General features: G+C 47.8%; 21 protein-coding genes. 13 read left to right on the top strand and 8 right to left on the bottom strand.

Annotation, left to right across the window (positions count from 1 at the left end; translation table 11 throughout):
- Positions 1-104 precede the first annotated feature (104 nt).
- The gene (pulA, locus tag AN477_RS09540) at positions 105-2,984 is read left to right on the top strand and encodes a type I pullulanase (protein WP_083486123.1); all 2,880 of its coding nucleotides are present in this window, start codon (positions 105-107) and stop codon (positions 2,982-2,984) included.
- Between the two features lie 135 nt (positions 2,985-3,119).
- Here pulA and AN477_RS24400 read toward each other — a convergent pair whose 3' ends face one another.
- From AN477_RS24400 to AN477_RS09520, 4 genes are all read right to left on the bottom strand, one after another.
- Positions 3,120-3,944, bottom strand: coding sequence for an NEL-type E3 ubiquitin ligase domain-containing protein (locus AN477_RS24400; RefSeq protein WP_169787871.1), 825 nt, complete (start codon positions 3,942-3,944; stop codon positions 3,120-3,122).
- A 55-nt stretch (positions 3,945-3,999) separates the two neighbouring features.
- Positions 4,000-5,106 carry a GntR family transcriptional regulator gene (locus tag AN477_RS09530; RefSeq protein WP_054968925.1) on the bottom strand — a complete coding sequence of 369 codons (1,107 nt, stop codon included), beginning with the start codon at positions 5,104-5,106 and terminating at the stop codon, positions 4,000-4,002.
- Positions 5,107-5,227: 121 nt separating this feature from the next.
- A complete protein-coding gene (locus AN477_RS09525) occupies positions 5,228-6,826 on the bottom strand; it encodes a xylulokinase (protein ID WP_054968924.1) in 1,599 nt (532 codons plus the stop codon).
- 5 nt (positions 6,827-6,831) lie between these two features.
- Complete coding sequence (locus AN477_RS09520; protein ID WP_054968923.1) at positions 6,832-8,232, bottom strand: sugar porter family MFS transporter; 1,401 nt, start codon at positions 8,230-8,232, stop codon at positions 6,832-6,834.
- Positions 8,233-8,827: 595 nt separating this feature from the next.
- On the opposite strand from AN477_RS09520, the gene AN477_RS09515 reads away from it, so the two are divergent.
- From AN477_RS09515 to AN477_RS09505, 3 genes are all read left to right on the top strand, one after another.
- Entirely contained in the window at positions 8,828-9,532 is a 705-nt protein-coding gene (locus tag AN477_RS09515; protein WP_054968922.1) for an L-ribulose-5-phosphate 4-epimerase, read from the top strand.
- A 30-nt stretch (positions 9,533-9,562) separates the two neighbouring features.
- Positions 9,563-10,987: an L-arabinose isomerase gene (gene araA / locus AN477_RS09510; RefSeq protein WP_054968921.1), complete on the top strand. Its 1,425-nt coding sequence runs from the start codon at positions 9,563-9,565 to the stop codon at positions 10,985-10,987.
- Between the two features lie 262 nt (positions 10,988-11,249).
- Positions 11,250-12,440 carry an MFS transporter gene (locus AN477_RS09505; protein WP_054968920.1) on the top strand — a complete coding sequence of 397 codons (1,191 nt, stop codon included), beginning with the start codon at positions 11,250-11,252 and terminating at the stop codon, positions 12,438-12,440.
- A gap of 101 nt (positions 12,441-12,541) precedes the next feature.
- On the opposite strand, the gene AN477_RS09500 is transcribed toward AN477_RS09505, so the two are convergent.
- On the bottom strand, positions 12,542-13,339 hold the full coding sequence (locus tag AN477_RS09500) for an enoyl-CoA hydratase/isomerase family protein (protein ID WP_054968919.1): 798 nt from the start codon (positions 13,337-13,339) through the stop codon (positions 12,542-12,544).
- Between the two features lie 298 nt (positions 13,340-13,637).
- Between AN477_RS09500 and AN477_RS09495 the strand changes: the two genes are divergently transcribed.
- Positions 13,638-14,243, top strand: a complete 606-nt coding sequence (locus tag AN477_RS09495; protein WP_054968918.1) for a DedA family protein — start codon at positions 13,638-13,640, stop codon at positions 14,241-14,243.
- A 131-nt stretch (positions 14,244-14,374) separates the two neighbouring features.
- Positions 14,375-14,803: a GtrA family protein gene (locus AN477_RS09490; protein ID WP_083486121.1), complete on the top strand. Its 429-nt coding sequence runs from the start codon at positions 14,375-14,377 to the stop codon at positions 14,801-14,803.
- A gap of 142 nt (positions 14,804-14,945) precedes the next feature.
- Here the strand turns inward: AN477_RS09490 and AN477_RS09485 are convergent, their stop codons facing one another.
- Positions 14,946-15,257 (bottom strand): hypothetical protein, encoded by a 312-nt coding sequence (locus AN477_RS09485; RefSeq protein ID WP_054968916.1) that lies wholly within the window; start codon positions 15,255-15,257, stop codon positions 14,946-14,948.
- Between the two features lie 51 nt (positions 15,258-15,308).
- Positions 15,309-15,884, bottom strand: coding sequence for a helix-turn-helix domain-containing protein (locus AN477_RS09480; RefSeq protein WP_054968915.1), 576 nt, complete (start codon positions 15,882-15,884; stop codon positions 15,309-15,311).
- A 372-nt stretch (positions 15,885-16,256) separates the two neighbouring features.
- Here AN477_RS09480 and AN477_RS09475 point away from each other — a divergent pair, with 372 nt between their 5' ends.
- Together AN477_RS09475 and AN477_RS24995 are read left to right on the top strand one after the other, a co-directional pair.
- The gene (locus tag AN477_RS09475; RefSeq protein ID WP_054968914.1) at positions 16,257-17,678 is read left to right on the top strand and encodes a PAS domain-containing sensor histidine kinase; all 1,422 of its coding nucleotides are present in this window, start codon (positions 16,257-16,259) and stop codon (positions 17,676-17,678) included.
- An 87-nt stretch (positions 17,679-17,765) separates the two neighbouring features.
- A complete protein-coding gene (locus AN477_RS24995) occupies positions 17,766-18,104 on the top strand; it encodes a nitrilase-related carbon-nitrogen hydrolase (RefSeq protein WP_054968913.1) in 339 nt (112 codons plus the stop codon).
- On the opposite strand, the gene AN477_RS25435 is transcribed toward AN477_RS24995, so the two are convergent.
- A complete protein-coding gene (locus tag AN477_RS25435; RefSeq protein ID WP_245631774.1) occupies positions 18,068-18,286 on the bottom strand; it encodes a hypothetical protein in 219 nt (72 codons plus the stop codon). The two genes, AN477_RS24995 and AN477_RS25435, sit on opposite strands and share 37 nt — an antisense overlap.
- Positions 18,287-18,435: 149 nt before the next feature.
- On the opposite strand from AN477_RS25435, the gene AN477_RS09465 reads away from it, so the two are divergent.
- The 5 genes from AN477_RS09465 to AN477_RS09445 all read left to right on the top strand — a co-directional run bounded on the left by AN477_RS09465 (position 18,436) and on the right by AN477_RS09445 (position 25,550).
- Positions 18,436-19,704, top strand: coding sequence for a LysM peptidoglycan-binding domain-containing protein (locus tag AN477_RS09465; RefSeq protein WP_054968912.1), 1,269 nt, complete (start codon positions 18,436-18,438; stop codon positions 19,702-19,704).
- A gap of 752 nt (positions 19,705-20,456) precedes the next feature.
- On the top strand, positions 20,457-21,836 hold the full coding sequence (locus tag AN477_RS09460; RefSeq protein WP_054968911.1) for an ABC transporter substrate-binding protein: 1,380 nt from the start codon (positions 20,457-20,459) through the stop codon (positions 21,834-21,836).
- Positions 21,837-21,895: 59 nt separating this feature from the next.
- Positions 21,896-22,861: a carbohydrate ABC transporter permease gene (locus AN477_RS09455; RefSeq protein WP_054968910.1), complete on the top strand. Its 966-nt coding sequence runs from the start codon at positions 21,896-21,898 to the stop codon at positions 22,859-22,861.
- Between the two features lie 9 nt (positions 22,862-22,870).
- Positions 22,871-23,776: a carbohydrate ABC transporter permease gene (locus AN477_RS09450; protein ID WP_054968909.1), complete on the top strand. Its 906-nt coding sequence runs from the start codon at positions 22,871-22,873 to the stop codon at positions 23,774-23,776.
- Positions 23,777-24,242: 466 nt separating this feature from the next.
- Positions 24,243-25,550 (top strand): 6-phospho-beta-glucosidase, encoded by a 1,308-nt coding sequence (locus AN477_RS09445; RefSeq protein ID WP_054968908.1) that lies wholly within the window; start codon positions 24,243-24,245, stop codon positions 25,548-25,550.
- Positions 25,551-25,574 lie beyond the last annotated feature (24 nt).

The raw sequence follows: 25,574 nt of genomic DNA, 5'->3' as shown, positions 1-25,574 counted from the left end.
GGCATGAGACAAAATGTGCGGAGTTGTGCAAACGTTTGCTTTTGGTGTCATTTTGGTGCCATCTTGTTGTCGTTTTGGTGCCATAACGAAAAGGGGGTTGCGCCTTGAAGGAGAAGACTCATGGAACGATGCGGCGAAGTTGGGTGTTGATGATCCGTTTGTTCGCCGCGGTTCTCGCTGTGTTCGCGTTCTCATTGCCGATGTCAACGGCGTTTGCCGGATCGGCTGAAACCACTGTAACCGTTCACTATCACCGGTTCGACAACAACTACAACGGATGGAACCTCTGGATGTGGCCGTACCAGCCTCAGAGCCTTGGGGGCGCTGCCTATAATTTCAGCGGCAGTGATGCTTTTGGTGAAGTGGCAACAGCGCAGATTCCGGGGAACAACACCCAAGTTGGAGTCATCGTCAGGCAGGGAGACTGGGCGGCCGAGGACATTTCCTCCAACCGATACATTAACGTGACCAACGGGCAGGCGCAGGTCTGGCTGATCCAGGGCGATCCGACGATCTACTATTCAGCCCAAGCCGCGGATGCCGCCATCAAACCTCGGTTTACGAGTGCGTTTTTGGATGGCTCCAAGACGATCAACGCCAGCCTCATTGAGCCGATTACGCTCACTGGGCCAAACCAGTTCACCTTGACGGATGAGACGACCCACACGACGATTCCAATCACCTCTGTCTCCAACGGTGTAACCCTGCAGGCCGTCGTCGCAGGGGATTTTCAGACCCAGGTTGGGGCGAAGAGCAATTGGAACCCTGCATCGAAAACGACGGCGATGAAAGAGATCAACTCGAATCTCTATCAGTTCTCGGCAGTTTTAAACCAGGGAACGTACCAGTACAAGATTGTCCTGGGCGGGTCTTGGAATACTGCGTATCCGAGCAATAACGTGACGATTCAGGTTCCGACATCCGGCACAAAGGTGACCTTTTCGTATGTGCCTTCGACAAATGCCGTGTACGATACCATCAACAATCCGAATCAGTCGCTCCCCACCTCATCCGCAGGTGTGACGACCAACCTGGTGAAATTGACACTCGGAAGTGCTCCGAACGTGACCCACACACTTAGCCTGAGTGCGACAGGGTTTACACCGGAGACGGTGGTGCCGCGGGATGTCCTGAATCTCCCGCAGTATTACTATGGCGGGACGCTTGGCAACGTCTGGACGCAAAAGTCATCTTCGTTTCGTGTCTGGGCTCCAACGGCAAGCCAGATGAACCTGCAGCTGTTTTCTTCGGCCACGGGCCAGGTGACGCGCCAAGTTCCGATGCAACGAGGTGCCGGAGGCACTTGGAAAGCGGTTGTGCCAGGGAACCTGAACGGGTGGTATTACTTGTACAGCGTAACCATTGATGGAAAGACGAACACTGCGGTCGATCCATACGCAACCGCAATCGCCCCCACCGGCACACGAGGAATGATTGTTGACCTTGCTGCCACGAACCCGAAAGGATGGAATGGAGACCACTTTCAAGGTGTGCCAAACCCTGTGGATGCCACGATTTATGAGGTCAGCGTCCGGGACTTCTCCATCGATCCGAACGGCGGCTTCAAGTACCCAGGCAAATATCTCGCCTTCACGGAGCACGGCACGCTCGGCCCCGACCACGTGAAGACGGGCGTTGCGAGCTTAAAACAACTCGGTGTGAATTACGTGCAGATTATGCCCATGCAGGAGTTTCCGGATCCCGGGTACACGTACAATTGGGGATACGACACGATGAACTTCAATGTCCCGGAAGGTATGTACGCCACAACTCCGCTGGGAACGGCGAGGATTACGCAAGCGAAGGAAATGATTCAGAGCCTTCATCGACAACACATCGGGGTTATCATGGACGTCGTGTACAACCATACCTTTGCAGTGCAAGGTTCGGCACTGAATACACTGGTCCCTGGGTACTTCTGGCGAACAGACGCTGAGGGGAATCTGTACAACGGATCGGGCGTCGGAAACGAAGTCGCGAGCGAACGGCCGATGGTGCAGAAGTTCATCTTGGATTCGCTGGCGTACTGGGTGAAGGAATACCACGTGAATGGATTCCGCTTCGACCTGATGGCGTTGCTTGGCGTCAACACGATGAAGAAGGTATCTCAGGAACTTCACGCGATGGACCCGAACATCGTCCTTTACGGCGAGCCGTGGACTGGTGGTACGTCCGGGCTTCCGGCGAGTCAACTGCTGACCAAGGGTCAACAACAGGGTCTTGGCATTGGCGTATTCAACGACAACCTGCGTAACGCCATCGAGGGAAATGTCTTTCAACCAAGCGCTCTTGGATACGCCATGGGCGGTCAAGGTTACGTGTCAGCCATCGAGAACGGTGTCGTTGGAAGCATCGACTACAACAGCTCCATTCATGATTTTGCGGCAGCTCCTTCCGAGACCATCAACTATGTGACGTCTCACGACAACTACACCCTCTGGGATAAGCTGAAGCTGAGCAACCCAACGGCCTCGAAGGCTCTTCGAATCAAGATGGATGAACTCGCACAGGCCATCGTGATGACGTCTCAAGGAGTGGCGTTCATGCAGGGCGGTGAGGAGATGCTGCGGACGAAGGGCGGAAATGGGAACAGCTACAATGCGGAGGATAAGGTGAACGAGTTCAACTGGGCAAGAAAGGCGGAGTACATGAACGTCTTCAACTACTACGCAGGTCTGATTCATCTACGTGCCGATCATCCGGCATTTCGGATGACCACAGCCCAGCAAATCCGAGATAACCTGAGCTTCCTAAGCAGTCCGAGCAACACTGTGGAGTTTGAGCTGAAAAACCATGCGAACGGAGATAGGTGGAAGAACATCATCGTCATCTACAATCCGGGGGGACAGACCACGTTCAACCTTCCCGCAGGAAATTGGCACATTGCTGGCACCGCAAATGTAATCGGAAACCATGATATCGGACACGCGAGTGGAACAGTAAGCGTTCCGGCCATCACGTGCGAGGTATTGTATCAATCGTAACGAAGATGAGCGTTGAACACGGTTGAACATGGTTGAACATGGTTGAACACGGTTGAACACGGTTGAACACGGTTGGTGGTTAACAAGAAAGAAGACAGGAGTCCCTGCAAATCTGCAGGGACTTTTTTATAAAGTTCAACAGTCAGGGCGGGGCGCGGACGGCCGACGGAGAGCGGAGAGCGGAGAGCGGAGAGCGGAGAGCGGAGAGCGGAGAGCGGAGAGCGGAGAGCGGAGAGCGGAGAGCGGAGAGCGGGGGGCGTGAGCCTCACAGAGGAACTGAGTTCCTCTAAAATCGGGGGGCAAGCTGCGGCACCACGTCAGAGAGGAACTGAGTTCCTCTAAAATCGGCGGCAAGCTGCGGCACCACGTCAGAGAGGAACTGAGTTCCTCTAAAATCGGCGGCAAGCTGCGGAGCCACGTCAGAGAGGAACTGAGTTCCTCTAAAATCGGCGGCAAGCTGCGGAGCCACGTGAGAGAGGAACTCAGTTCCTCTAAAATCGGCGGCAAGCTGCGGAGCCACGTCAGAGAGGAACTGAGTTCCTCTAAAATCGGCGGCAAGCTACGACGCCACGTGAGAGAGGAACTCAGTTCCTCTAAAATCGGCGGCAAGCTGCGACGCCACGTCAGAGAGGAACTGAGTTCCTCTAAAGTCGGTGGCAATCTACGGCGCAGCGTGAGAGAGGAACTGAGTTCCTCTAAAATCGGCGGCAAACTACGGCGCCACGTCAGAGAGGAACTGAGTTCCTCTAAAGTCCACCGCAATCTACTGCGCCACGTCAGAGAGGAACTGAGTTCCTCTAAAATCGGGGGCAAGCTGAGGCGCCACGTCAGAGAGGAACTGAGTTCCTCTAAAATCGGGGGCAAGCTGAGGCGCCACGTCAGAGAGGAACTGAGTTCCTCTAAAGTCCACCGCAATCTACTGCGCCACGTCAGAGAGGAACTGAGTTCCTTTTTGTGCACTCACATGAGCACAAGTCTGTGTGGTGTCGGTTGGACTCCTTTGTAAGGCTCCTGTTTAGGTGCCTTCATACGCGTCGTTCGCATGTTCAATCGCTCTTACAGAATCTCTTTGAATGATTTCCGGCTCGTATATCTTTGATGTAACAGGCTGCTTATTGATCATATTGATGATCATTTCACCGGCATCGAGGCCCATTCTTTCTTGTGGATGGCGAATGGTTGTTAATGCCGGACTGATAAATTGAGAAAACTGATAATCATCCACACCGATAACGGAGAGATCCTCCGGCACTTTCAAGCCGATTTCTTTAACGAAGTTGATGACCTGAATCGCTAACTGGTCGTTATAACAAACAATCGCGGTCGGAACAAATTTGGGCCTTGTCAGGATCGTATAGAGCCTCTTTAACAAGTTGACTTTATTTTCCTCGGTCTGATACATCATAATTTCGCTGAGGTTGGAGATCTCAGGATGGCCCTGATAGGCTTTGATATAGCCATTCATTCGATGAATGCCTTGTTTATCATCGACCTTGAAGATACCCACAATTTGTTTATGCCCAAGGGCTATCAAACGATTTGTGGCCATTTCCCCGATCTTCACATCATCCATAATCAAATATGGGATATCCAAACCGTCATAGACAGCGTTGATGAAGAGCATCGGGATACCCATGGATTTGATGTTCTCATAAATATTTTTGTTCACGTTGCTCAGGGCACTTCTGGTTGGTTCAATGATTAACCCGGACAACTGATTCGATAACAGGTTGGTTAAGCTTTTCCGTTCTTTATCGGGATTGTTTTGAGTACCTGCAATCAGAACAGAATAACCGTAATTCGAGATGTAGTTATCAATGCCTGTAATAATATTAGGGAAAATATAATCCGCAATATGGGTCGTAATCAGGCCAATTGTCTTATTGTCAGCGATCGCTCTAGGTTTGCTTTTCCAGTCGTTTACAAACATTCCTCCGCCTTGAATGCGGTAAACAAAGTTCTCCTTCTCAAGCTCACCAATTGCATGTCTGACTGTGAACCGACTCACTTGATAGATCTCCATGAGCTCTGATTCGGTTGGCAGCTTCTCATTGACTTTGTATACTTCGGACAGAATTTTTTCGCTGATATCCTGCTTCACGAGCTCATATTTTTTCGTCATGTGATTTTCCCTTAACAAAGTGATAGTGACACTTTAGAGCCCCAACGAATTGAGGCTCTGTGTGTCGCACGTGAAAACTCGTTATAACTTCTTGTTGGACCATTGGCACTTTCAAAGTTGGTTAGATGCACTGCACTGCCGTGGACTCAATCGGTAGACCAGCTTGATATCGCTTCATAAATGCTTCATATCCAGCAACCCCGCTTGGCTCTGGATTCAACGTAACGCTGTCAGGATTCGTAAAGACCTCCTGGTCTAAGAAGTCTTCCAGACTTACGCGCCCGACGCCGTGTTTGGCATAGACCGCTAACACTGCCATACCCCAAGCACCGCCTTCACCTGCTGTACTCATGACGGTTACAGGTGTATTGAGCGCATTCGATAGAATTTGCTGACCGATGCCTTGGGTTTTCAGCAGGCCGCCTTGAGCGACGAAAACATCTGCGTTGATTTGTTCTTCATTTTTCAAGATGTCCATTCCCATTTTAAGTGGCGCAAAAGCAGCGTACAACTGAGTTTGAATAAAGTTTGCCAATGTCAATGAACTATTGGGATTGCGGACAAACAGCGGACGTCCGGCGGGCATTTTCGTGATATTCTCACCCGATAAGTAGCTGTAATTGAGTAGGCCGCCGGCGTCAAGGTCAGCCTTGGTCGTCGCTAGAAATAACGTTTCGTATAGTCGATCCGGTTTTAAATCCACACCGAGACGCTCCGCAAACTCTTTAAATATGTTGGCCCACGCGTTAATGTCAGAAGAACAATTATTAATATGGACCATCGCAACAGGTGCCCCATTTGGCGTCGTGACGATGTCGACATCCCGATAAACGTTCCGAAGTGGCTTATCCAGCACAATCATGGAAAAAGCAGACGTGCCTACGGAGATATTCCCGGTTCGCTTACGAACACTATTAGTACTGACCATACCCGTTCCCGCATCACCCTCCGGTGGCGCCATCAAACTGCCCTCCTGGAGATGGCCGCTGACATCTAGTAACTGCGCCCCTTGTCTGGTTAATGTTCCTGCCGGATCGCCCGCTCTTAAGACTTTCGGCAGGATTTCTTGGATATTCCACGGATATCGCTTTACATCGTGAAGAGAGTCGAACTGACCGAGAAAGGCGGTAGAATACGTCCCGCTGTCTTCGTCAATCGGGAACACACCAGAAGCATCTCCGATCCCTAAGACCTTCTCTCCGGACAATTTCCAGTGTACATAACCAGCCAGAGTGGTTAGAAAACCAATCTCGTTGACATGCGGCTCTTGATTTAAAATGGCTTGATAGAGATGTGCAATGCTCCACCGCTGCGGAATATTAAACTGAAACAGCTGTGTCAGGTCATCCGCAGCTTGTTCGGTGATATTGTTGCGCCAAGTCCGAAATGGAGTCAGCAACGCACCATTCTTGGCAAAGGCGAGATACCCATGCATCATAGCGCTTACACCAATAGAGCTGATTTTTGTCAAGGTCATGTGATACTTGCCTTGAACATCTGCAGCAATCTGAGCATAACTCCTTTGAATGCCAGACCAAACCTCATCTAAAGCGTAGGTCCAGATTCCATCTTGGAGCTGATTCTCCCAAACGTAGCTTCCCGATGCAATGATATTAAAGTCATCTGTAATCAAGACTGCCTTAATCCGCGTCGAACCCAATTCGATACCGAGTGAAACATTTCCCTGTTGAATCGCTCTAGACGTTTCGACTAAATTCATTCACCTTACCTCCCAACTCCAACCGACAGGACAGACTTTTTTTCTCCGACCTTCTCAATCTCCTCGAGGGTATGACCGCGAGTTTCAGGGACGAAGGTGCGGACAAAAAAGACGCCGAGCAAACAAACGACACCGAAGATAGCGAAGACAGCTTCTTGTGACATGGAAGCAGTCATGATGGGGAACAAAAGTCCAACTAGGAAGGAACCAATCCAGTTAAACGAAGAAGCGAGTCCTGATGCACGTCCGCGAATCACAAGCGGGAAGATTTCGCCCACGATGACCCAGGTTAAAGGCGCCCACGTGAAGGAATAGAGTGCCACATAGATACTTAAGAACACAACAATCATCATCGGATTTGTATGAGGAATGATTAAGTTCAATACAGCTGGCAAGATAAAGGACAATGCCATAATCGTGCCGCCCACTGTTAACAGGGTGCGACGATTGAATTTGTCCGCGATTAACAGGAATACTAGGGAGCCGACAACAAGAATCACGCCTTGAATAATCGGCCACATTAACGCAGAACTCGCTGCATGTCCTGTTGCCTTTTGAACAATCAAGGGAATGTAATAAAAGATGGCGTTTGCGCCCTGGAATTGTTGGAAAGCAGCGACACCCACGCCGGCAATGACTAAGTACCGGTATTTACCACTAAACATGGTGCCTAAGGATATTCTTTGGCTACCCTGGATTTCCTGCTTTGCAGTTTCTTGTATCTGGCGAATTTCGGAGTCGATTTCTTCTTGGTTTGACCGAATAAAGCTCAGGACTTTACGTGCCTCAGCAAGCTTGTTGTTCTTTACCAAGAAACGTGGTGATTCCGGTAAACGAAGCACGCCGGCAAACAAAATCAAAGCTGGTATAGCTGCCAAACTTAGCATAAGCCGCCAAGCCAATGTGCCTGGTATCCCTTTCAACAGAAAATCGACAACATACGAAAGGAGCATGCCGGAAACAATCATGGTTTGGTTGATACCGGACAAACGTCCGCGTAAACGGGCAGGTGCCATTTCCGACATGTAGGCGGGAACCAGCGCCGAGGCAGCACCAACAGCCAGCCCTAACAGGATCCGGACAACAATCAAATAGTATTGTCCGTTATGCGGTGCGATACCAGACAGAATAGACCCGATAACAAAAATTAAAGCAGAGATTAGAATGGTTTTACGCCGGCCCAGGCGATCCGATAGTTGGCCCGCCAATGCGCCACCGAAGATGGCTCCAAACATCACTGCGGATGTAATCCATCCAATCGCGCCAGCGCTGTTTTGTAAATGCCAGTCATTTTCTAGAAAAGGCAAAGCACCTGTCATAACGCCAATATCATAACCAAAGAGAATGCCGCCGAAAGCTCCGAAAAAGTAAATGAATCCGCTTGGCACTTTCCTGTCATCAACCACTAGAGTTCCCCTCCTGAAGTAAAATCGTGAATGCTGGGGCCAGATCGCTTTTGCCGACTCACCGATGGCCGTGTTTATCTCACGCGATGGTACAAGCGTTTTCAAAATGCAGGCTAACACGGTTGTCCGAATAAATCAATATGATAATAGTCATCCGTATAACGTTGAACAATGAACGTTTCAAACTTGACACAACTACAAACTTGACGAAGTTTTTACGTACAGAACGTACGCTTCCTTGATGGCTCATGAATCAATCCTCGGAACGTTCCTGATAGATTGGAACAGTGTCGTTATATTCCGAATGGGCAATGACTTCAAAGTCATTGCTCGGATCATACCCGTTTCCTGGCATGACAGAAAATATGATTTATACGTATAAATTATGATGGTATTGACTTGTTAGGATGAACGCTATAGCATTACGCTGTGTAAGCGGTTTATCGACGCAGAAGTGACTCCGATGAACAGGTCACTTAGATGTAGAAGTCACTCCGATGTAGAAGTTACTCGTGAAACGCAATCAACCATGTTTTGAAACGCAATCAACCATGTTTATTGAACGGTGAATAAAAAGCAAAGGACTGATCGGGTGATGTTGGAAGAGTTAAAGAAGGAAGTCTATGAAGCCAACATGCTGCTGCCGAAATACAATCTGGTCACCTTTACGTGGGGAAATGTAAGCGGAATTGACCGAGACAAGAACCTACTTGTCATCAAGCCAAGTGGTGTCGAATATGACCAACTGTCCCCAGATAAAATGGTGGTCGTCGACCTTGACGGAAACGTCGTGGAAGGCGATTTGAATCCATCAAGTGATACCGCCACGCACTGTGTGCTCTATAAACAATTCCCGACCATTAAAGGGATCGTTCATACACATTCACCTTGGGCCGTTTCGTTTGCGCAGGCCGGGCTGGATATTCCCGCCGCAGGAACCACGCATGCTGATACTTTTTACGGGCCGATTCCAGTCTCACGAGCGATGGAGAAAGGCGAAGTTGTTACGGACTATGAAAAGCAGACCGGAGACGTGATCGTCGAGACCTTTCAGAAACGTCACATTGACCCAGAACAGGTGCCGGCGGTCCTCGTCAACGACCATGGTCCTTTTACGTGGGGAAAATCAGCTTCGGATGCGGTGCACAATGCGGTGGTTCTGGAGGAAGTCGCGAAGATGGCCTACCACACGCTGCAACTGAACCCGCATCGGATCGATATGGACCAGTATCTCCTCGATAAGCATTACCTGAGGAAACACGGCAAAAACGCGTATTACGGCCAAACAAACGATAAATAATCGAGAATTGTGATTGGGGAGGGCATTCATTTGTTGAAGACAAGGGACTATGAATTCTGGTTTGTGGTTGGCAGTCAACACTTGTACGGCAAAGAGGCACTAGAGGCTGTAAAAGACAACACCGTGAAAATCATTGATGAATTGAATCAGAGCGGCAATTTACCCTACCCAATCGTGTTCAAAACCGTGGCTACGACCGCGGACAGCATTACTCAGGTTATGAAAGAAGTGAACTACAACGATAACGTTGCGGGTGTCATTACCTGGATGCACACATTTTCACCTGCGAAGAACTGGATTAGAGGCACCAAACTGCTGCAAAAACCGCTTCTTCATCTAGCCACACAGTTTCTTGACCATATTCCCTGGCAAACCATCGACATGGACTATATGAATCTGCATCAAAGTGCCCATGGGGATCGGGAGTACGGCTTTATCAATGCAAGATTAAGGAAAAACAACAAAGTTGTTGTCGGCCACTGGAAAGATAACCGCGTTCAAGGTCAAATCGAAAAATGGATGGATGTCGCGGTTGCTTACAATGAAAGCTTCAACATCAAAGTCGCGCGATTCGGGGATAACATGCGAAATGTTGCCGTCACAGACGGCGACAAAATTGAAGCCCAAATTCAGTTTGGCTGGACGGTTGATTACTACGGCATTGGCGATCTCGTTGCCGAAATGAAAGATGTTACACATGCAGAAATTGAAGACACCTTTGCGCAGTGCAAGCATCAATACGAATTTGTTATCGGAGATAACGACCCCGAGTATTTTGAGGAACATGTGAAAGAACAGATTCGAATCGAAATTGCGTTGCGCAAATTCCTCGAGCGGGGTGGATATTCCGCATTTACGACGAACTTTGAAGACCTGTGGGGCATGAAGCAGCTTCCAGGCATGGCGGTTCAAAGGCTGAACGCAGAAGGATATGGTTTCGCCGGAGAAGGGGACTGGAAAACTGCTGCGCTCGACCGTTTACTGAAAATCATGGCCCGGAATCGAAAGACTGGGTTTATGGAAGATTACACGTACCATTTGGTGCAGAACCAAGAGGAGATTCTGGGGGCACATATGCTTGAGGTCGATCCGACTTTGGCAAGCACGAAGGTCCGGGTAGAAGTTCATCCTCTCGGCATCGGCGATCGCGAAGATCCAGCACGGCTCGTTTTCGACGGATCGGACGGAGATGCCATCAACGTAACCATGTCTGACTTTGGTGATGGCTTCCAACTGATTATGTATGAAGTGGAAGGGAAGAAGCCTGCACAGGCGGCTCCAAAACTGCCTGTTGCGCGTCAGATTTGGACACCAAAGGCCGGGTTCTATGAAGGCGTGCGCAAATGGATTGAAAACGGCGGCGGTCACCACACTGTTTTCTCCTTCGCGGTAACGGCGGAACAAATAGAAGACTTTGCAAAGCTGACAGGCGTCCGTTTGGTAAACATTAAGTAGCATCGAGTAGGTAGCATTCTTCTAGTGATCTGTTGCTGGTTGGTTTGTGGGTAGTTTTAAGTGCTATTTGAATCAATTAAAATGCAGACGCAACGTATGGAAAACCGCGCCCCATGCGCGGTTTTCTGTCCAGATGGCAAAGTCATCAGCGTTGCAATAGACATTTTTAGGGTCTATACACGGAACCTGTCCCTCAGCAATAATTGTGGTGTCCATGTTGTGGTAAACAGTGAGACGACGAGAAGAGGAAAGGCGGCATTTTATGTCCCCGCAACTCAAGAGACTGCTTACATTCAACATGGGATACGCCATCATTTATAACTACATCAATATATTTGTGAATTTTTATATCTGGCAGCAAACGAAAAGTTTCTCAGATATCTGCTTGTTTAATTTCGTCCTGTTCTTAGTGGTCGGTGCAAATGCCATCATTGGATACGCGGTCTTGCTCCGTACGTCAACACGGTTTAATTCTCTGTTATCCGTTGTGTTTGCAGTCATTGGCTTTGTGGTCCTCATGCTGTACCACCCAGCAAACCATGTCTGGCTCATCCTCTCTGTCGGAGTACCAATGGGGTTATTTGTTTCCTATTTTTGGACTGCAGGGAATATTTCCATATCGAAACAAGGCCAATCGGAGGATTTCGCAATCTACTGGTCCTATTCGAATACGTTTACGCAGGTTATCAGTGTTGTGAATCCGCTCCTATCAGCCCTGTTTATCTTCCTGTTCGGATTTGTGGGTTCTTTTGTCATCATGACGATCTTTATTGGTTTTATGATTTACGTCTCTTTTTTGGTGCCAAAGATTGTGCTTCACAAGGAATTTCAAGTACAAGGTTTTCTTCGCCGGGCAACGTACAAGAGTGTGTTCACCTCTAAAAAGGCACATTGGTTGTACGCGAGCATGTCAGTCGGTGTCATCTATGCCCAATTACAAAACATTTTCGCGCTACTTTTTACATTTCAAGTCACAAATAAGACACTCGTCGTAGCTTCCCTGAGTGCCGGCTATGCCCTCGTCACCATCGGTTCCTTTCTCGCCTATCTCAAATTACACTTCAGTCCAAGTACCTGGCTCAAGTTTGCAATCGTATTAAACGCGATCGGAATTTTCCTCGACCTGTTCCATCTTCCGGTTTTCTATATCCTGTCAAACTTCCTGACAACCATCGGGATTTTTTATTTCAATACCATCTGGACAGCGCAGCAGTTTGCCGTCACGGCTGATATTTCGTTGGAAGAACGCATTCGGTATTTCCTCTGGAGAGAAGTCAATTTAGATATGACCCGCTCGCTGTTTTTATTGCTGCTCATCTTTGTGCCTGTGTTGCACCGGCACTTTATTGACATGTTTATCCTGGTCCTCATTCTGTCAGGGTGTTTCATTTTCATGGACAGGAAGATGAACGCAAAAGATAGCGTCAGCAGTGATGTGGCACACTCGATATAAAGTGGCACACTCGGTATAAACTTGGTGATCGACATCGAATACGACTACCGGGCGCGCTAAAGCCCCGGTAGCGTGCGTCGGGGAGGCGAACGAATGCCCCCCTACAATCGTGGGAAATTCGGCCTCCGTTTCTCGATGAAGGCCCGCACACCCTCTTTGTACTGGGGGCTGTCCAACGCATCGTGAACAATTTGCTTCAGCCCCGGGTCGTCAGGACTCATGCCGGACATCAGGCTGTCGACGATGGCTTTCGCCCCACGAACCGAGTTCGGTGCATTTTGCAACAACAGCTCGATATATTTGAAGGTCTCGTGCTCCAACTCGTCTTCTCCGTACAGTCGGTCTACCAGCCCAATCCGGAAAGACTCCTCTGCATGCATCAGACGGGCTGACAAGAGAATGTCCTTCGTACAGCTTGGGCCAACGAGATCTACTAACATTTTGGTTTCTTCCACATCATAGACAAAGCCCAACTTGGCGGGCGTAATGCCCATCTTCACTGTCACGGACGCAAACCGGAAGTCACAGGCCACGGCAATCTCCGTGCCGCCGCCAACGCAGTATCCGCTGATCATGGCGATGGTCGGTTTCGACAGCTTCTTCAGCCCCGTCACAACAGCCTTAACGGCAGCACTGTAGGCCCTGTTGCTAGCGGAGTCGCTCCGTACCGTCTGAAATTCGCTGATATCCGCCCCAGCGCAAAACACGGTCCTATCGGCTCCACGCACAAGTACAACAGACACGTCTGAGTTCACGGCGCAAGTCTCAATGGCTTCCCCAAGCATGTGCCACATCTCCAGGTTCAGCGCATTTCGTTTCTCAGGACGGTTCAGGACGATTTCCCCGACCCCGTCGTGAACTTCCACATAGACAAGATCCTGCCTCGATTTTTTCGCCAAGTTGCTTAACCCCCAAATTTACAATCCGACCCTCTGTACCATCTCAAACCGGTCCGATGTGTCAATTCGCTCTTCAGTCGTGATTTCAGTTGTATCTTATCAGTATGTTCGCCCAACAAGGCGGCTCTGGTCAACGGCCTGCTCCTTGTGGATGTGCGGGATGTCGAATGAAGAAGTAGATATTCGACAAAGAAACTAATATGATCAGATCACTGTGAGTGGTTTAGCAGACGAAACGCTTCAACGTACCGTCGAAAGATGTTGAAGAAGGCTAAGTAGAGTCGAAGAAGGTGTTGGAGTGCATTTCCATGATCTTTACCATGCGTTAGCCCACTTCGGTCTGGTTGGCATTTTCATTGGTGTTTTTGGAGAAGCGTTGATGCTGCCGTTTCCCTCCGAAACACTTGTGACGCTGGGAAGTGTGGCCGCGTCGAAGGGGATGTATCCGTATTGGCTCCTGCTCGTGGTTGCGTTTGCGGGGTCATACTTCGGATCGCTGGTTGGTTACGGGATCGGGCGTTTGATTGGTAAGGCTGCGCTCCATCAACTCTATGCGAAACTGAAAATCCCAAAGAGCTATATTTTAAATGCCGAGACGCGCATGGTACGGTATTCGGCACCGCTTTTCGTTATCTACCGTTTCCTTCCTATCGTGCGCGGAATCATCCCGTACATCGCTGGGGCAAACCTGTTTCCGTTCCGCTCCTTTGCACTGTTGAGTGCCATTGGCTCGATACTTTGGGTGATCACGTTCACTCTATTTGGAAGGATCCTAGTCAAGTACGTCCGTATTATGATGCACTTGAATCTGCAAGTGATTATCATCGTAATTTTTGTGGCCCTGATATCGGGTTACACTGGGTACCGTCTAGGGCTGGCGAAAAGGCATACGCAAGATGAATGATGTTTATCACATACGGTTTCCACGTATCCTCCACATCTGGAGGATATAATTGTGTACTGTGGTCCTGTGGGGCACCCGGCACGAAAATATCGTGCTGATGGGGAGCTAATCTGTCAATATGGTGATGTCGCTTGAAGTTCGTACATCGTTACACGAGGTTCCTAGTGATTGGCTTCCTCAATGCATTCATCGATCTGCTGATTTTGAACGTACTTCTTTTGTTGTCTCCAAAAGATGCTTTCCATATTTTCGTGGATAACACCATTGCAGTCATTTGCGCCATTACAAACAGCTACTTTTTAAACCGTCGCTTCACGTTTCGAGATGTAGCATCGAAAGATGCAGGCGAAACAGCTCGGTTTTTTGTGCAGGCGTTTCTCAATCTGGTTCTTAATGATGTGATCGCGGTGTTTTTATCCACCTACCTCATCTTCTCGAAGTCCATCCCTGTATTTGTCAGCAGTAACATATCCAAAGGATTGGCTATGTTCATTTCTTCATCGATGAGTTACTTCCTGATGAGGTACATGGTATTTCGTGCACCGACAAACAAGAAGTAGGCAGGGCATGCTGTGCAAGACACATGTATGACATACGGAATTACGGAACGCGGGCATCCATGTAACGCAAGTGTTGGCTATAAGGTTATAAGGACCACACAGGCTGCACAGCAAAGGCCGAGGTATGACCTCGGCCGTAAAATCATCCTTGTTGTGATGGCTCTATCATGATGGCCCTGCCTCGTTTGTCAACTTCCGGATGACCCATGAATCGAACGGCTTCCTCTGGCAGCCTAACGACTTGCGGCTCTGACTCTTCCCGCCAGAAGTGTGTCTGGATAATCACGGTTTGATCATCTTCCCACGGAATGATGAAAGTACGCGTATGTATGGGGTTTTCTAAGTAGCCACCCATATGGTCGAATACATAAACCTCTGTAGGTTCCTCTATAGCCCCACGGACTTCGTTGTATGCCTTTTGAAATCGACTATCTAACAAATCAATGTGTTCCACGTGCGATGTTTCCTCCTCAAATCTTCGTTTGACTCATACTGATTTTAACTTTTAACGCCGCCCACAGCCAACAACGGCCAACAATCCTTTGACACCTGCGAGAGTTCGCTCCAACCCGCCTTCCAAGATTAAGTTTCCAAGGAGTTCTCTCAGCGGCTCATCATCGTTTTGGGCTAGTCTGTCGATAACATAATGAAGGGATTCTTTGATGTCTGCAGGGGTATCAGGGGGGACATTGGACAGAACATGGACCCCGCCTGAAGGTGGCTCGAAACTTGCATCTTCAGTCGAGTCGTCCTCCTGGTCCTTAACAGACATCGTCTCGAGTAAAGAGACGTTTGATGTGATTTGTTGAAACGCCTGCTCAAATTCAGACGGGTTCATGAACAACTGCAAGCCTTTACTCGTCAATCGAATCCATGAATAGGGAGTTCCGAACGATCTTCCACATTTGATGTAGCCTAACTCCTCCAGAAAATTCACGATATCGATGGTATCATCAAGGCCCACGTGAAGTATCGCGGATACCTGTTCGGGGAAGAGGAAGTGTTCATCGAGCCGACTTCTTTGAGACAAATGGTATAACTGCTCAAGCAGTATTCGACAACGGTGAGCGGCGTCGGTCATGGTATTCACCTTTTCCTTTTTGATGTAAAACGGGTTAGGCAGAAAACCACCAACTATAAAGGTTCGAAACGCGGGCCACATTCAAGAGGGTCGGATGAAGGTAATTCTGATGAACGTAATGAACAAAGCAGTCGTTCTGCAACGGTGGAACCAAAATTTCACGGGGATTATCTCGATTCCATGAAACGGTCTATCCTGGTCCATGAAACGGTCTGTCCTGGTCAATGAAACGGTCCTTTCTGGTGGAAAAAATGTAATATTATACAAGATTGAGAATGAGGTTGTCATTGCAGGGACATCGCTTTCATTGTCGAATTTAGTCAACATATTTTAAATCACTCACCACATAGCAAGATGAGGTGTTGCAACAGAATGAGCGGTGTGGTTGTCGACTTTCAGAAGTATAAATGTCTGATTGAGAATAACCCCGATGGTGTGTGTGAGATAGATTTGCAGGGCCGGATTCTCGATGTGAACGGCGTGTTCGCGCAACTGACGGGGCGTACGAAGAGTGAGCTTGTTCAGTTAAGTTTAATGGACTTACTATTTGCGGACGACGCTTCTGCCAAGCAGGAACTCGATCTGCTGGTTCAAGGCGCTCATCGAAATCACAACAGACTCCGAGTCAGGCATAAAGAGGGACATCCTATTCAGATCCTTTGCACCACGGTCCCTATCATTGTGAATGATGATGTCATTGGATTGTACATGATTGTAAAGGATATCAGCCAACAAAAGACGGTCGACGAGTTACTTGGGATAAGCCAAAGTATGCTCGCTTATTCACAGAGAATTGCTCACGTCGGCAGTTGGGAGTTCGATCCGGTTCGACAGAGGTCTCTTTGGTCCGCCGAATTGTTTAACATCTACGGACTTCCGAATACAGAATACATATCGCTCACTGAAGCATACAGATATATTCACCCCGAAGATAAAGAGCGGTTCATGGAGTCTGCGCAGGCGCTTGCGGAGGGACAGCCCTACGACATTGAGTTTCGGATTGTTCGACCTGATGGAAACGTACGGTATGTCCATTCTAGACGGGAGATGTGCGTTTCTAACGGAGAAGTGCATCTTATTGGCACGGCCCAGGACATCACGGACCAGAAGCAGACTCAGGAGTTGCTGTTACAATCGGAAAAACTGTCCGTAGTCGGGCAGATGGCTGCTGGCGTGGCTCATGAGATTCGCAACCCTTTAACAGCATTAAAGGGTTTTGTTCAGCTGCTGCATCCGCAATCGGCGGATACCCATCGACAATACTTTGAGATCATGCAAATGGAGCTCAATCGAATCCAGCAGATTTTGGACGAGCTGCTCATGCTGGCAAAACCCCAGTCTGTGAAATATACCTGTGAGGATGTTTGCCGCTTGCTGCAAGAGGTCATTGCCCTCATGGATGCGCAGGCTATCATGCAACAGGTGAATATTAAATGCCGATACAGCATGAACCTTCCCCGTGTGAACTGTGTACCGAATCAGTTGAAGCAGGTCTTTGTCAACGTGATGAAAAACGCAATTGAAGCCATGCCCGCAGGTGGTACGCTATCCATCCGATTGAAATACAAAAAGACGTGGGTGGAAATAGAGTTTAGCGATGAGGGTGTCGGCATTCCTGCCGAGAAGCTTTCCAAGCTCGGTGAACCGTTTTACACCACGAAGGAAAAGGGTACTGGGCTCGGACTGATGGTCAGTCATCGGATCATCCATACACATGGCGGAAATCTACAGATTGTGAGTGGGATGGGGAAGGGAACGACTGTCCGAATTCTGCTGCCGGCAGTCAGTCAATAAAAGTTAGAATCATCGGAAAGTTATATAATATAGACGGTGCGATTTCCGCCGCGATGTAAGAGAACGACTTTAGGAGGGACTACTTCGATGAGAAGCAAGGATTCCGTAAAGGTCGCTGTCATTCAAGCCGCTTCCGAGATGATGGAGTTGGAGGCAAGCGTAGAAAAGGCCTGCCGGCTGATTACAGAAGCTGGGAAGCAAGGGGCGGAGTTGATTGTCTTTCCAGAGGCTTTTCTGTCGGGTTATCCGCGGGGGTTATCCTTTGGTGCGGTCGTTGGCAGCCGTGCACTTGCCGGTCGTCAGGACTTTGGCCGCTACTGGCGAAGTGCTGTGACCGTGCCGAGTCCGGCAACGGATCGTCTGGCGAAGGCTATTGCAGAAGCGCACGCCTACGTGGTGATGGGCATACCTGGCAGAGTACCTTGAAACACATTGCCTGTGAGTCGCGGTGCTTCGTCATCGGATGCAATCAGTATCAGACCAAAGATATGTATCCTGTCGATCTCGCTTGCTACAATGACCTGCGCGACCTTCCTGACGAGTTGTGCCGAGGCGGCAGTGCGATTGTCGATCCGCTCGGCGACTACGTGGCGGGCCCGCTCTATCACAAAGAAGGGATCCTGAGGTACCCGAGTGGCCAATATCAGGCCCCATGGGAACGATGGGTGTCTCTGCACAGACTATTTTCAGAATCATGCGATTTATTTTGCCGAACTGCACTGTTCCTGACATATGTTGTATGGAGGGGGGAGCCGCCGTGCAGATTCATGTCGTTCGGCAAGGTGAGTCGGTGTGGTCCATTTCACAACAGTATGGTGTTTCAAGTCAATTGATTGAGCAAATCAATCAACTGCCGTCTTCGTCGATTGTGCCAGAGCAGACGCTCATCATCCCCGTTGGCACGCGGACGTATGTTGTGATGCCGGGTGATGAACTCTACCAGATTGCCCGTCGTTATAACCTTACTGTCAGCGAACTGCAGGGTTGGAACCCAAATGTGCAACCGACAAATCTCTCGGCGGGTCAGATTTTGCGGTTGCCTATGGTGTCGCGGCCGAAGAAGATTGTGCTCGGGTTCCTCGAGCTGACAACACCGACGATGGATCGGGCGAATGTCCTTTCTTACGGGCCGTACAGTACATATCTGGCGCTCTTCACTTATGGCATGACGGAATCAGGTGTCATCGTCGGGGTCCTCGATGAGACAGCTCTTCAGGCAACCACACAAACGCGCGCCGTGCCCGCAGCGGTGTTTTCGAATTGGACACAGGGAGGTTTTAGCCCGGATGCTGTGCATGTGATGCTGTCATCACCATCCGAACGCCAACAATACATCTCTACCATGCTTAGTATCGTATCCCAGAAGGGGTATAAAGCCGTCGTCATCGACTTTGAAAGCCTGCACCCGTACGACGGGGCTGCGTTTATTCAGTTTTTGCGGGAACTGTCTGCCCGCCTAAAACCGCTCGGACTGCCAAGCATCGTATGTGTCATGCCGATTACAGGGTTGTCACCGCTCGAAAAGACGACAATTGAAGCATATGACTATGCGGCCATCGCTGAGAACACGAATCTGGTGATGCTCATGTCGTACAACTGGTCTTGGCCTGGGGGACCTCCGGGGCCTATTGCTCCGTTTCAGAAGGTCGAGGAAAACATCCGCTACGCGCTTGCACGTATGCCAAGAACCAAGATTCTCGTCGGTTTGATCCGGTACGGCTATGACTGGGCGCTCCCATATCAACCAGGGGAGAGGACAGGGACCATCGAGGTACAGGCAGTGGTTGAAATGGCTATGGAACGGGGACTGTCGATTCAATTTGACGCAGGGAGTTTGACTCCTTCGTTGACGTACTGGGATCAGGCGGGAAGAGAACACGTTATCTGGTTTGAAGATGCACGGAGCCTGCAACTGAAGCTCCAATTGGTGCAGAAGTACCAAGTGGCCGGCATCGCGGCATGGGAATACCATCAACGGTTTACGCAATTCATGCACCTGCTTCTCGATAACTTCAGTCCGGTCTAGATCTGAGTCTTTATCCACATCTGCCTTAGATGAGATAAGAATCTGACTTCAGTATTAGCCACCGGAAACCAGATCCGGCCTGCTTTGTGGCGATGCCTTTTACACGTACCTGCGGTCCGGGCAGCAGCTGTCGAGGGCAAGCCGGATCGCTACTGTGGAGTAACGGGTACTCGCATGTTCCTCTATCAGAGCGGGCCGTATTAAGTATGGAAGAATTGCCTGGGTCTGTCCGCGCTAAACTACCCAACGTATAGTATCTCGTACATCGATCGTAAGGCTTCTAGCTTCCCAAAAGACAGCAACTACGTGCAAGGAGAAGTAATTGATTTTCAGATCATGAGCTAATTCGCTTGAGAAGCGCCCACTGCTATGCGTGGAGATATGTAAATCAGTACTCAGATTGCGCTAGCAAGCACAGAAATGCAAACACAACATGATGAAGGGCCTGTACGTTACTTGTTTGCAATTCGATTTAAAAATCACCCTTTTCAGAATAACTAATTATTCGAATACACACACTTTACAAAAGATTATAAGGGTATTACAATCATTTTATCGAAGAACGAAGTAAGTGAATTGTAAGCGGTTCCGAATCTTGTCCGAACAGCAACAGGAAAGTGTGGAGTAAAGCTTGGTTAGTGGATGTAAGTTCTTGGTGTTTCTCTTGTAGTCGTTGGTCAACGATAGGATGGCAATGTGCAAAACGCTTAATCATGTTTGTTTTATACACAAAATGGTTGGGGGAAGATTTCATGAAAAGACAGGTCTTTGTTGCCTTAAGTGCAACGGGTTTGGCTGTTACGCTTGCAGGGTGTGGAATTACAAGCAATGTTTCGGGTAATGCTGCAAGTAACAGCAGTGGACCAGCTACAAACAGTAACTCAACACTCACCTGGAACAACTTTCCTTATACGGACCCAAAGTTAAAAGGACAAACTATTACAATACTCTGGACGGACGCTACACCAACCCAGGAGAAATTAACAAAGCAATTAGAGGCCGAATTTACGAAGCAAACTGGAATCAAGGTAACTAACATTGGGGTGGATTATAATAGCGTTTACAACAAAGTGATGACAGAAGTTATGTCAAATTCACACAGCATCGATCTTGCAGAAATGGATACTATTTGGGCTGGCCAATACTATGCAGGAAATGTAGCAGTTGATTTAACTAATATTATCCCCAAAAGTGTGCAAAAAACGTTTACTCCATCATCATTAACATCCGTGACTTATAACGGTCACATTATGGGTGTTCCTTGGTTTTCATCGACAAAACACTTTTATTGGAACAAGAAAATGTTTACAGAAGCCGGTTTGAATCCGAACCATCCTCCTGCTACCTACGATCAGTTTTTGAAAGATTCCAAAATTATTCAAGCAAAACTAGGGAGCAAGGGCGTGTATGCATCTGGGTGGTCGTGGATGCAAGCGGAAAGTCTCACGTGTGATTACGTAGGTTTCTTAGGCGCATATGGTGGAACCTTCTTCAGCCCAAGCGGACAACCGGAGTTTAATAGTTCTGGTGGGGTAAAAGCACTTCAAATGATGCAAACTTTGTATCAGAGTGGGACGGTCGATCCGGCGAGCATGCAATGGAATGAAACGCAAGTACAAAACGCGTTTGCCGCAGGTAAAATTGCAATGATGTCCAATTGGGAAGGAATGTACCCGATGCTAAATGACCCCACACAATCGCAGGTGGTTGGACAAACGGCTGTTGGACTACTTCCAGGTGAAGGAAATGTGAAATCTTCTACGGTTACCGGGTCTGAGGGAGTCGCTCTCTTGAAAAGTAGTCAACACAAACAAGCAGCATTAGAGTTTTTGGAATTCATAGCGTCTAATGGATATCAACTCCCAGAATTCCAATATAATGGGCAGTATCCTACATTGCAAGCGGCGTACACTAATCCGAAATATAAGGCAGCAGATACTACGAACACAATGGGAGCTATTGAACAACAATTCAACTACGCATTTAACCGTCCAAACGCGCCAGGTTATGTGAGTTGGTCTGATATTCTTTCTGGGGATCTCCACAAAGCCATTATGGGACAAATGACACCGCAAGCGGCTCTAAATGACGCTAACACCCAAATTAATCAGGCAATCAAACAGGCTGAATAATTCGAAAACCTGTGTGCGCTGTCGATTGGTGCGCTCATGGCTTTTGGGGGACAATTATAGTGGATAGAGAATTATCGGAAGGTCTATCACAAGAAATCGCATTCTCCGCAAAAGGAACTGGGCTATCAGGTAGGGCGGTTAAACACGAAAGAAAAAGATGGGCGTTCGCCTATCTTCTGTTGATACCAACAGTTATCTATTTGTTGGCGATTTTCATCTATCCGATTGTTCAATCTCTTGTTTGGAGCTTTATGCACTATGATCTTTTGGATGGTTCACCTGTTAGATTCGATGGCATTCAAAATTACATTCAAATTCTAACAGACGGTCAGTTTTGGTACTCGTTATGGAATGCAATTTGGTTCACTCTTTTCACATGTACGGTTGAAACTGTTCTTGGATTTTTTTGCGCACTGCTATTAAATCAGACTTTTCGTGGAAGGACTTTTTTTCGAGCTTCCATTATTATCCCGTGGGCAATTCTGACAATGGTCAACGGCTTGCTGTGGGATACCATGCTTCAGCCTGGGACAAATGGCGGAGCAATTCAAATTGTTCTTCATGCTTTACATATACTGCCAAGTAGCAGTAATCCCGTATGGTTAGCTACGGTAACAGGAACGGTTTTTTGGGCTGGAATAGCAGACATTTGGAAGATGACACCTTTTATGACCTTGCTTATGCTTGCTGGACTTCAGTCTTTATCAGGCGACTTGTATGAAGCTGCGATGTTAGATGGTGCAGGCTTTTGGAAAAAAATTTGGTATGTAACTCTTCCTCAGCTTACTCCAACAATTATAATTGCGGTTGTTCTTCGTGTGATGGGCGCCTTTCGAGTGTATGATATTCTAACCGAATTCACCGGTAACGATACAACTTCTGTAACATACCTTACGTTCGACAATGCTTTTCGATACTTTTATCTGGGCAAAGCCTCCGCGATGGCTTGGGTTAGCACGCTGTTTATCATCGCTCTAATTGTCTACTATATCCGTGCTCTAAAACGGAATATGGAATACGCGTGAGGTGATTGAATGAAGAAGTTACAGAAGACCAGTACGGATATCATCCCAACTGGTTACCTGTGGGGCGGTCTTGTTTTGTTGTTGCTCTTTTCGGTATTGCCCTTTCTCTATTTAATAAGTACTTCATTTTCAAACCAGGTAGAAATTAATGCTGGACATTTGATTCCACATCACCCCACATTGTTTAATTATCGGCAGTTATTCAGTGGAAATGGGCCCTACGTGGCACACTTGGTTTCTGCTATGAGGAATAGCCTTGAGGTATCAATTTTGACAACGATTTTGGCTCTGGTATTCGGCTCTCTGGCTGCCTATGCTTTTGCAAGAATTCGTTTTCCATTTCGTATGAGTGGGCTGTTTGCGATTTTGTCAATGCAGGTGTTACCGTCAGTTAGCATCGTGGTTCCTTTGTATATACTTTTTCGCAACGGACTTTCCATTCCTATTCCTTTTACGCATTTAGCTTTCCAACTTACTGGGCCACTTCTGAATACGCCCTGGGCCTTAATTATTGCGTATGCATCTGGGACGATTCCTTATGTGGTATGGATGGTGACCGGGTATTTTTCAACTGTTCCAAAAGAACTTGAAGAGTCTGCATATATAGATGGCTGCGGTATGTGGGGAGCCATGCTCCGAATTATCGTTCCGCTGTCCATCCCTGGTTTAGCAGCCACCTTCATATTTAGTGTCTTAAACAATTTTGACGAGTTTATGTTTGCAAATGCGTTCACCTCTACTTATCGCTCGCAAACAATTCCGATTTTTATTTCTCAACTTGTAGGGAAACATAGTTTGCCTTGGGGACTTATGTGTGCCGCAGGGGTAGTTGCGACCATTCCTTTTGTTATTCTTTCGATGGTCTTTTATCGCTGGATTGTAACAGGAGTTACGGCGGGTGCTGTTAAAGGTTGATTTAGTCGTCATTTAACAAATCATGAGGGTACAGGTAAGGGGATTTAAAGCTTGTCAAAAACTTAAATTTAGTATAAATAGCAGCCCATGCTTGTAATGAATTAATTTGGGGTTTAAACAAAAAACGTGTTGTCTGTATGCTGGGTTCCGAATGGTCGACATTCGTTCCCTGATTAAGGAGGACGCCCAGCGTGAGATATAAGATGCATTCAAGGCCTGAGAAGGCAAGGCATCTCTCGTCAGACTATGTCAGTGCCCTTTTCCCCAGGAGCTAGTCTCACTCGACGCCAGCGGGATTATGAATCGGTGGAAACGTGGTGGTGTAAAACGAGCAGTTGGTATAAAACGGCTTGGTGTTCTACACAAATTGGGGGCAAGCTTCAAACACGAAGATAAAAGCACGGAGTCATGAGAATGAGAGTTCAAATAGAAGAAAATGTTAATTCTTGGTGGGAGGGTATTAGGAATGAAAGAAAAACTCAAAATTGCGGTCATTGGCGGGGGGTCTTCATATACACCCGAGTTGGTTGAGGGGATTATTCGCCGCTATCCTGAGATGCCAGTACAAGACTTGTATCTAGTGGACATCGAACCTGGGCGACACAAACTTGAAATCACAAGTGCGCTGGCTGAGAGAATGGTGAAGGAAGCTGGTTTGCCCATTAACATTCATGCGACTCTCAACAGACGGGAGGCAATTGATGGTGCTGATTTCGTGACGACTCAACTGCGCGTGGGTCTTTTAGATGCAAGAGCGAAGGATGAACGTATCCCTCTTAACTATAATTGTATTGGCCAAGAAACCACTGGGGCAGGAGGCTTTGCAAAGGCTCTAAGAACAATTCCGGTTTTACTTGGCATTGCAAAGGATATTGAGGAGCTATCACCAAATGCTTGGATGTTTAATTTTACCAATCCTGCTGGTATTAATACTGAAGCTATTCTTAATCATACAAAAGTCCAGTCTATTGGATTGTGTAATTTGCCAATTGGGACGCAGATGCAGATTGCGCATCTTTTTGGCTGTAGCTTGAATGAAGTGAGTCTGGAATGGGTCGGACTAAACCACCTAAACTGGGCTTCGAAGATTCTTGTAAATGGTGTTGATGTCTTACCTGAGATCCTGGCAAAGGTCCCATCTGCAAAAGGATTTACGATGAAAAATATACCAGATTTCGGCTGGGATGAAGAATTTTTAACCTCTTTAGGAATGCTGCCGTGTAGTTATCTAAGATACTTTTACATGACCGATGACATGTTGGTCGAAGAATTAGAGGCTGCATCCACAGTGGGTACTCGAGCAGAGGTAGTGAAACGTGTCGAGGCTGAGCTTTTTGAACTTTATAAAGATCCACACCTCGCTGAAAAACCCAAACAGCTTGAACAGCGGGGTGGCGCGTACTATTCCGAGGCAGCTATGAACTTGATCCATTCAATTTACACAAATAAAAACGACCAGCAAGTCGTAAATGTAAGAAATAATGGACTACTAGACTTTCTTCCTGACTCAGTTTCTATTGAAGCCAATTGTGTAATTAACGCACAAGGAGCAACGCCGCTTCAAATTCAAACTAAAGTTCCGGTGCACATAAAAGGTTTGATCCAAATTGTGAAAGCGTACGAATCTTTAACCGTAGAAGCAGCGATAAGTGGCGATTATGGTACAGCACTTCATGCTCTTACAATACATCCGTTAGTAACTTCTTCGAAGGTGGCAAAACAAATCCTTGACGATATTCTAAATCAGCATAGAGAGTATTTACCACAATTTTGACAATTAAATCCAATGACAAGTTGG

It is taken from the genome of Paenalicyclobacillus ferrooxydans (genome assembly GCF_001399675.1).
Taxonomy (GTDB): Bacteria; Bacillota; Bacilli; order Alicyclobacillales; family Alicyclobacillaceae; genus Alicyclobacillus_B; species Alicyclobacillus_B ferrooxydans.
The sequence above is the reverse complement of the archived record's forward strand: the minus strand, read 5'-3'. Positions and strand labels throughout refer to the sequence as shown.

Bases quoted from the DNA above. Each gene is read 5' to 3' on its own strand.
- AN477_RS09530 (WP_054968925.1), bottom strand. From the start codon at position 5,106: ATGACGAAAAAATATGAGCTCGTGAAGCAGGATATCAGCGAAAAAATT.
- AN477_RS09525 (WP_054968924.1), bottom strand. From the start codon at position 6,826: ATGAATTTAGTCGAAACGTCTAGAGCGATTCAACAGGGAAATGTTTCA.
- AN477_RS09515 (WP_054968922.1), top strand. From the start codon at position 8,828: ATGTTGGAAGAGTTAAAGAAGGAAGTCTATGAAGCCAACATGCTGCTG.
- AN477_RS09505 (WP_054968920.1), top strand. From the start codon at position 11,250: ATGTCCCCGCAACTCAAGAGACTGCTTACATTCAACATGGGATACGCC.
- AN477_RS09480 (WP_054968915.1), bottom strand. From the start codon at position 15,884: ATGACCGACGCCGCTCACCGTTGTCGAATACTGCTTGAGCAGTTATAC.
- AN477_RS09475 (WP_054968914.1), top strand. From the start codon at position 16,257: ATGAGCGGTGTGGTTGTCGACTTTCAGAAGTATAAATGTCTGATTGAG.
- AN477_RS24995 (WP_054968913.1), top strand. From the start codon at position 17,766: ATGAGAAGCAAGGATTCCGTAAAGGTCGCTGTCATTCAAGCCGCTTCC.
- AN477_RS09460 (WP_054968911.1), top strand. From the start codon at position 20,457: ATGAAAAGACAGGTCTTTGTTGCCTTAAGTGCAACGGGTTTGGCTGTT.
- AN477_RS09450 (WP_054968909.1), top strand. From the start codon at position 22,871: ATGAAGAAGTTACAGAAGACCAGTACGGATATCATCCCAACTGGTTAC.
- AN477_RS09445 (WP_054968908.1), top strand. From the start codon at position 24,243: ATGAAAGAAAAACTCAAAATTGCGGTCATTGGCGGGGGGTCTTCATAT.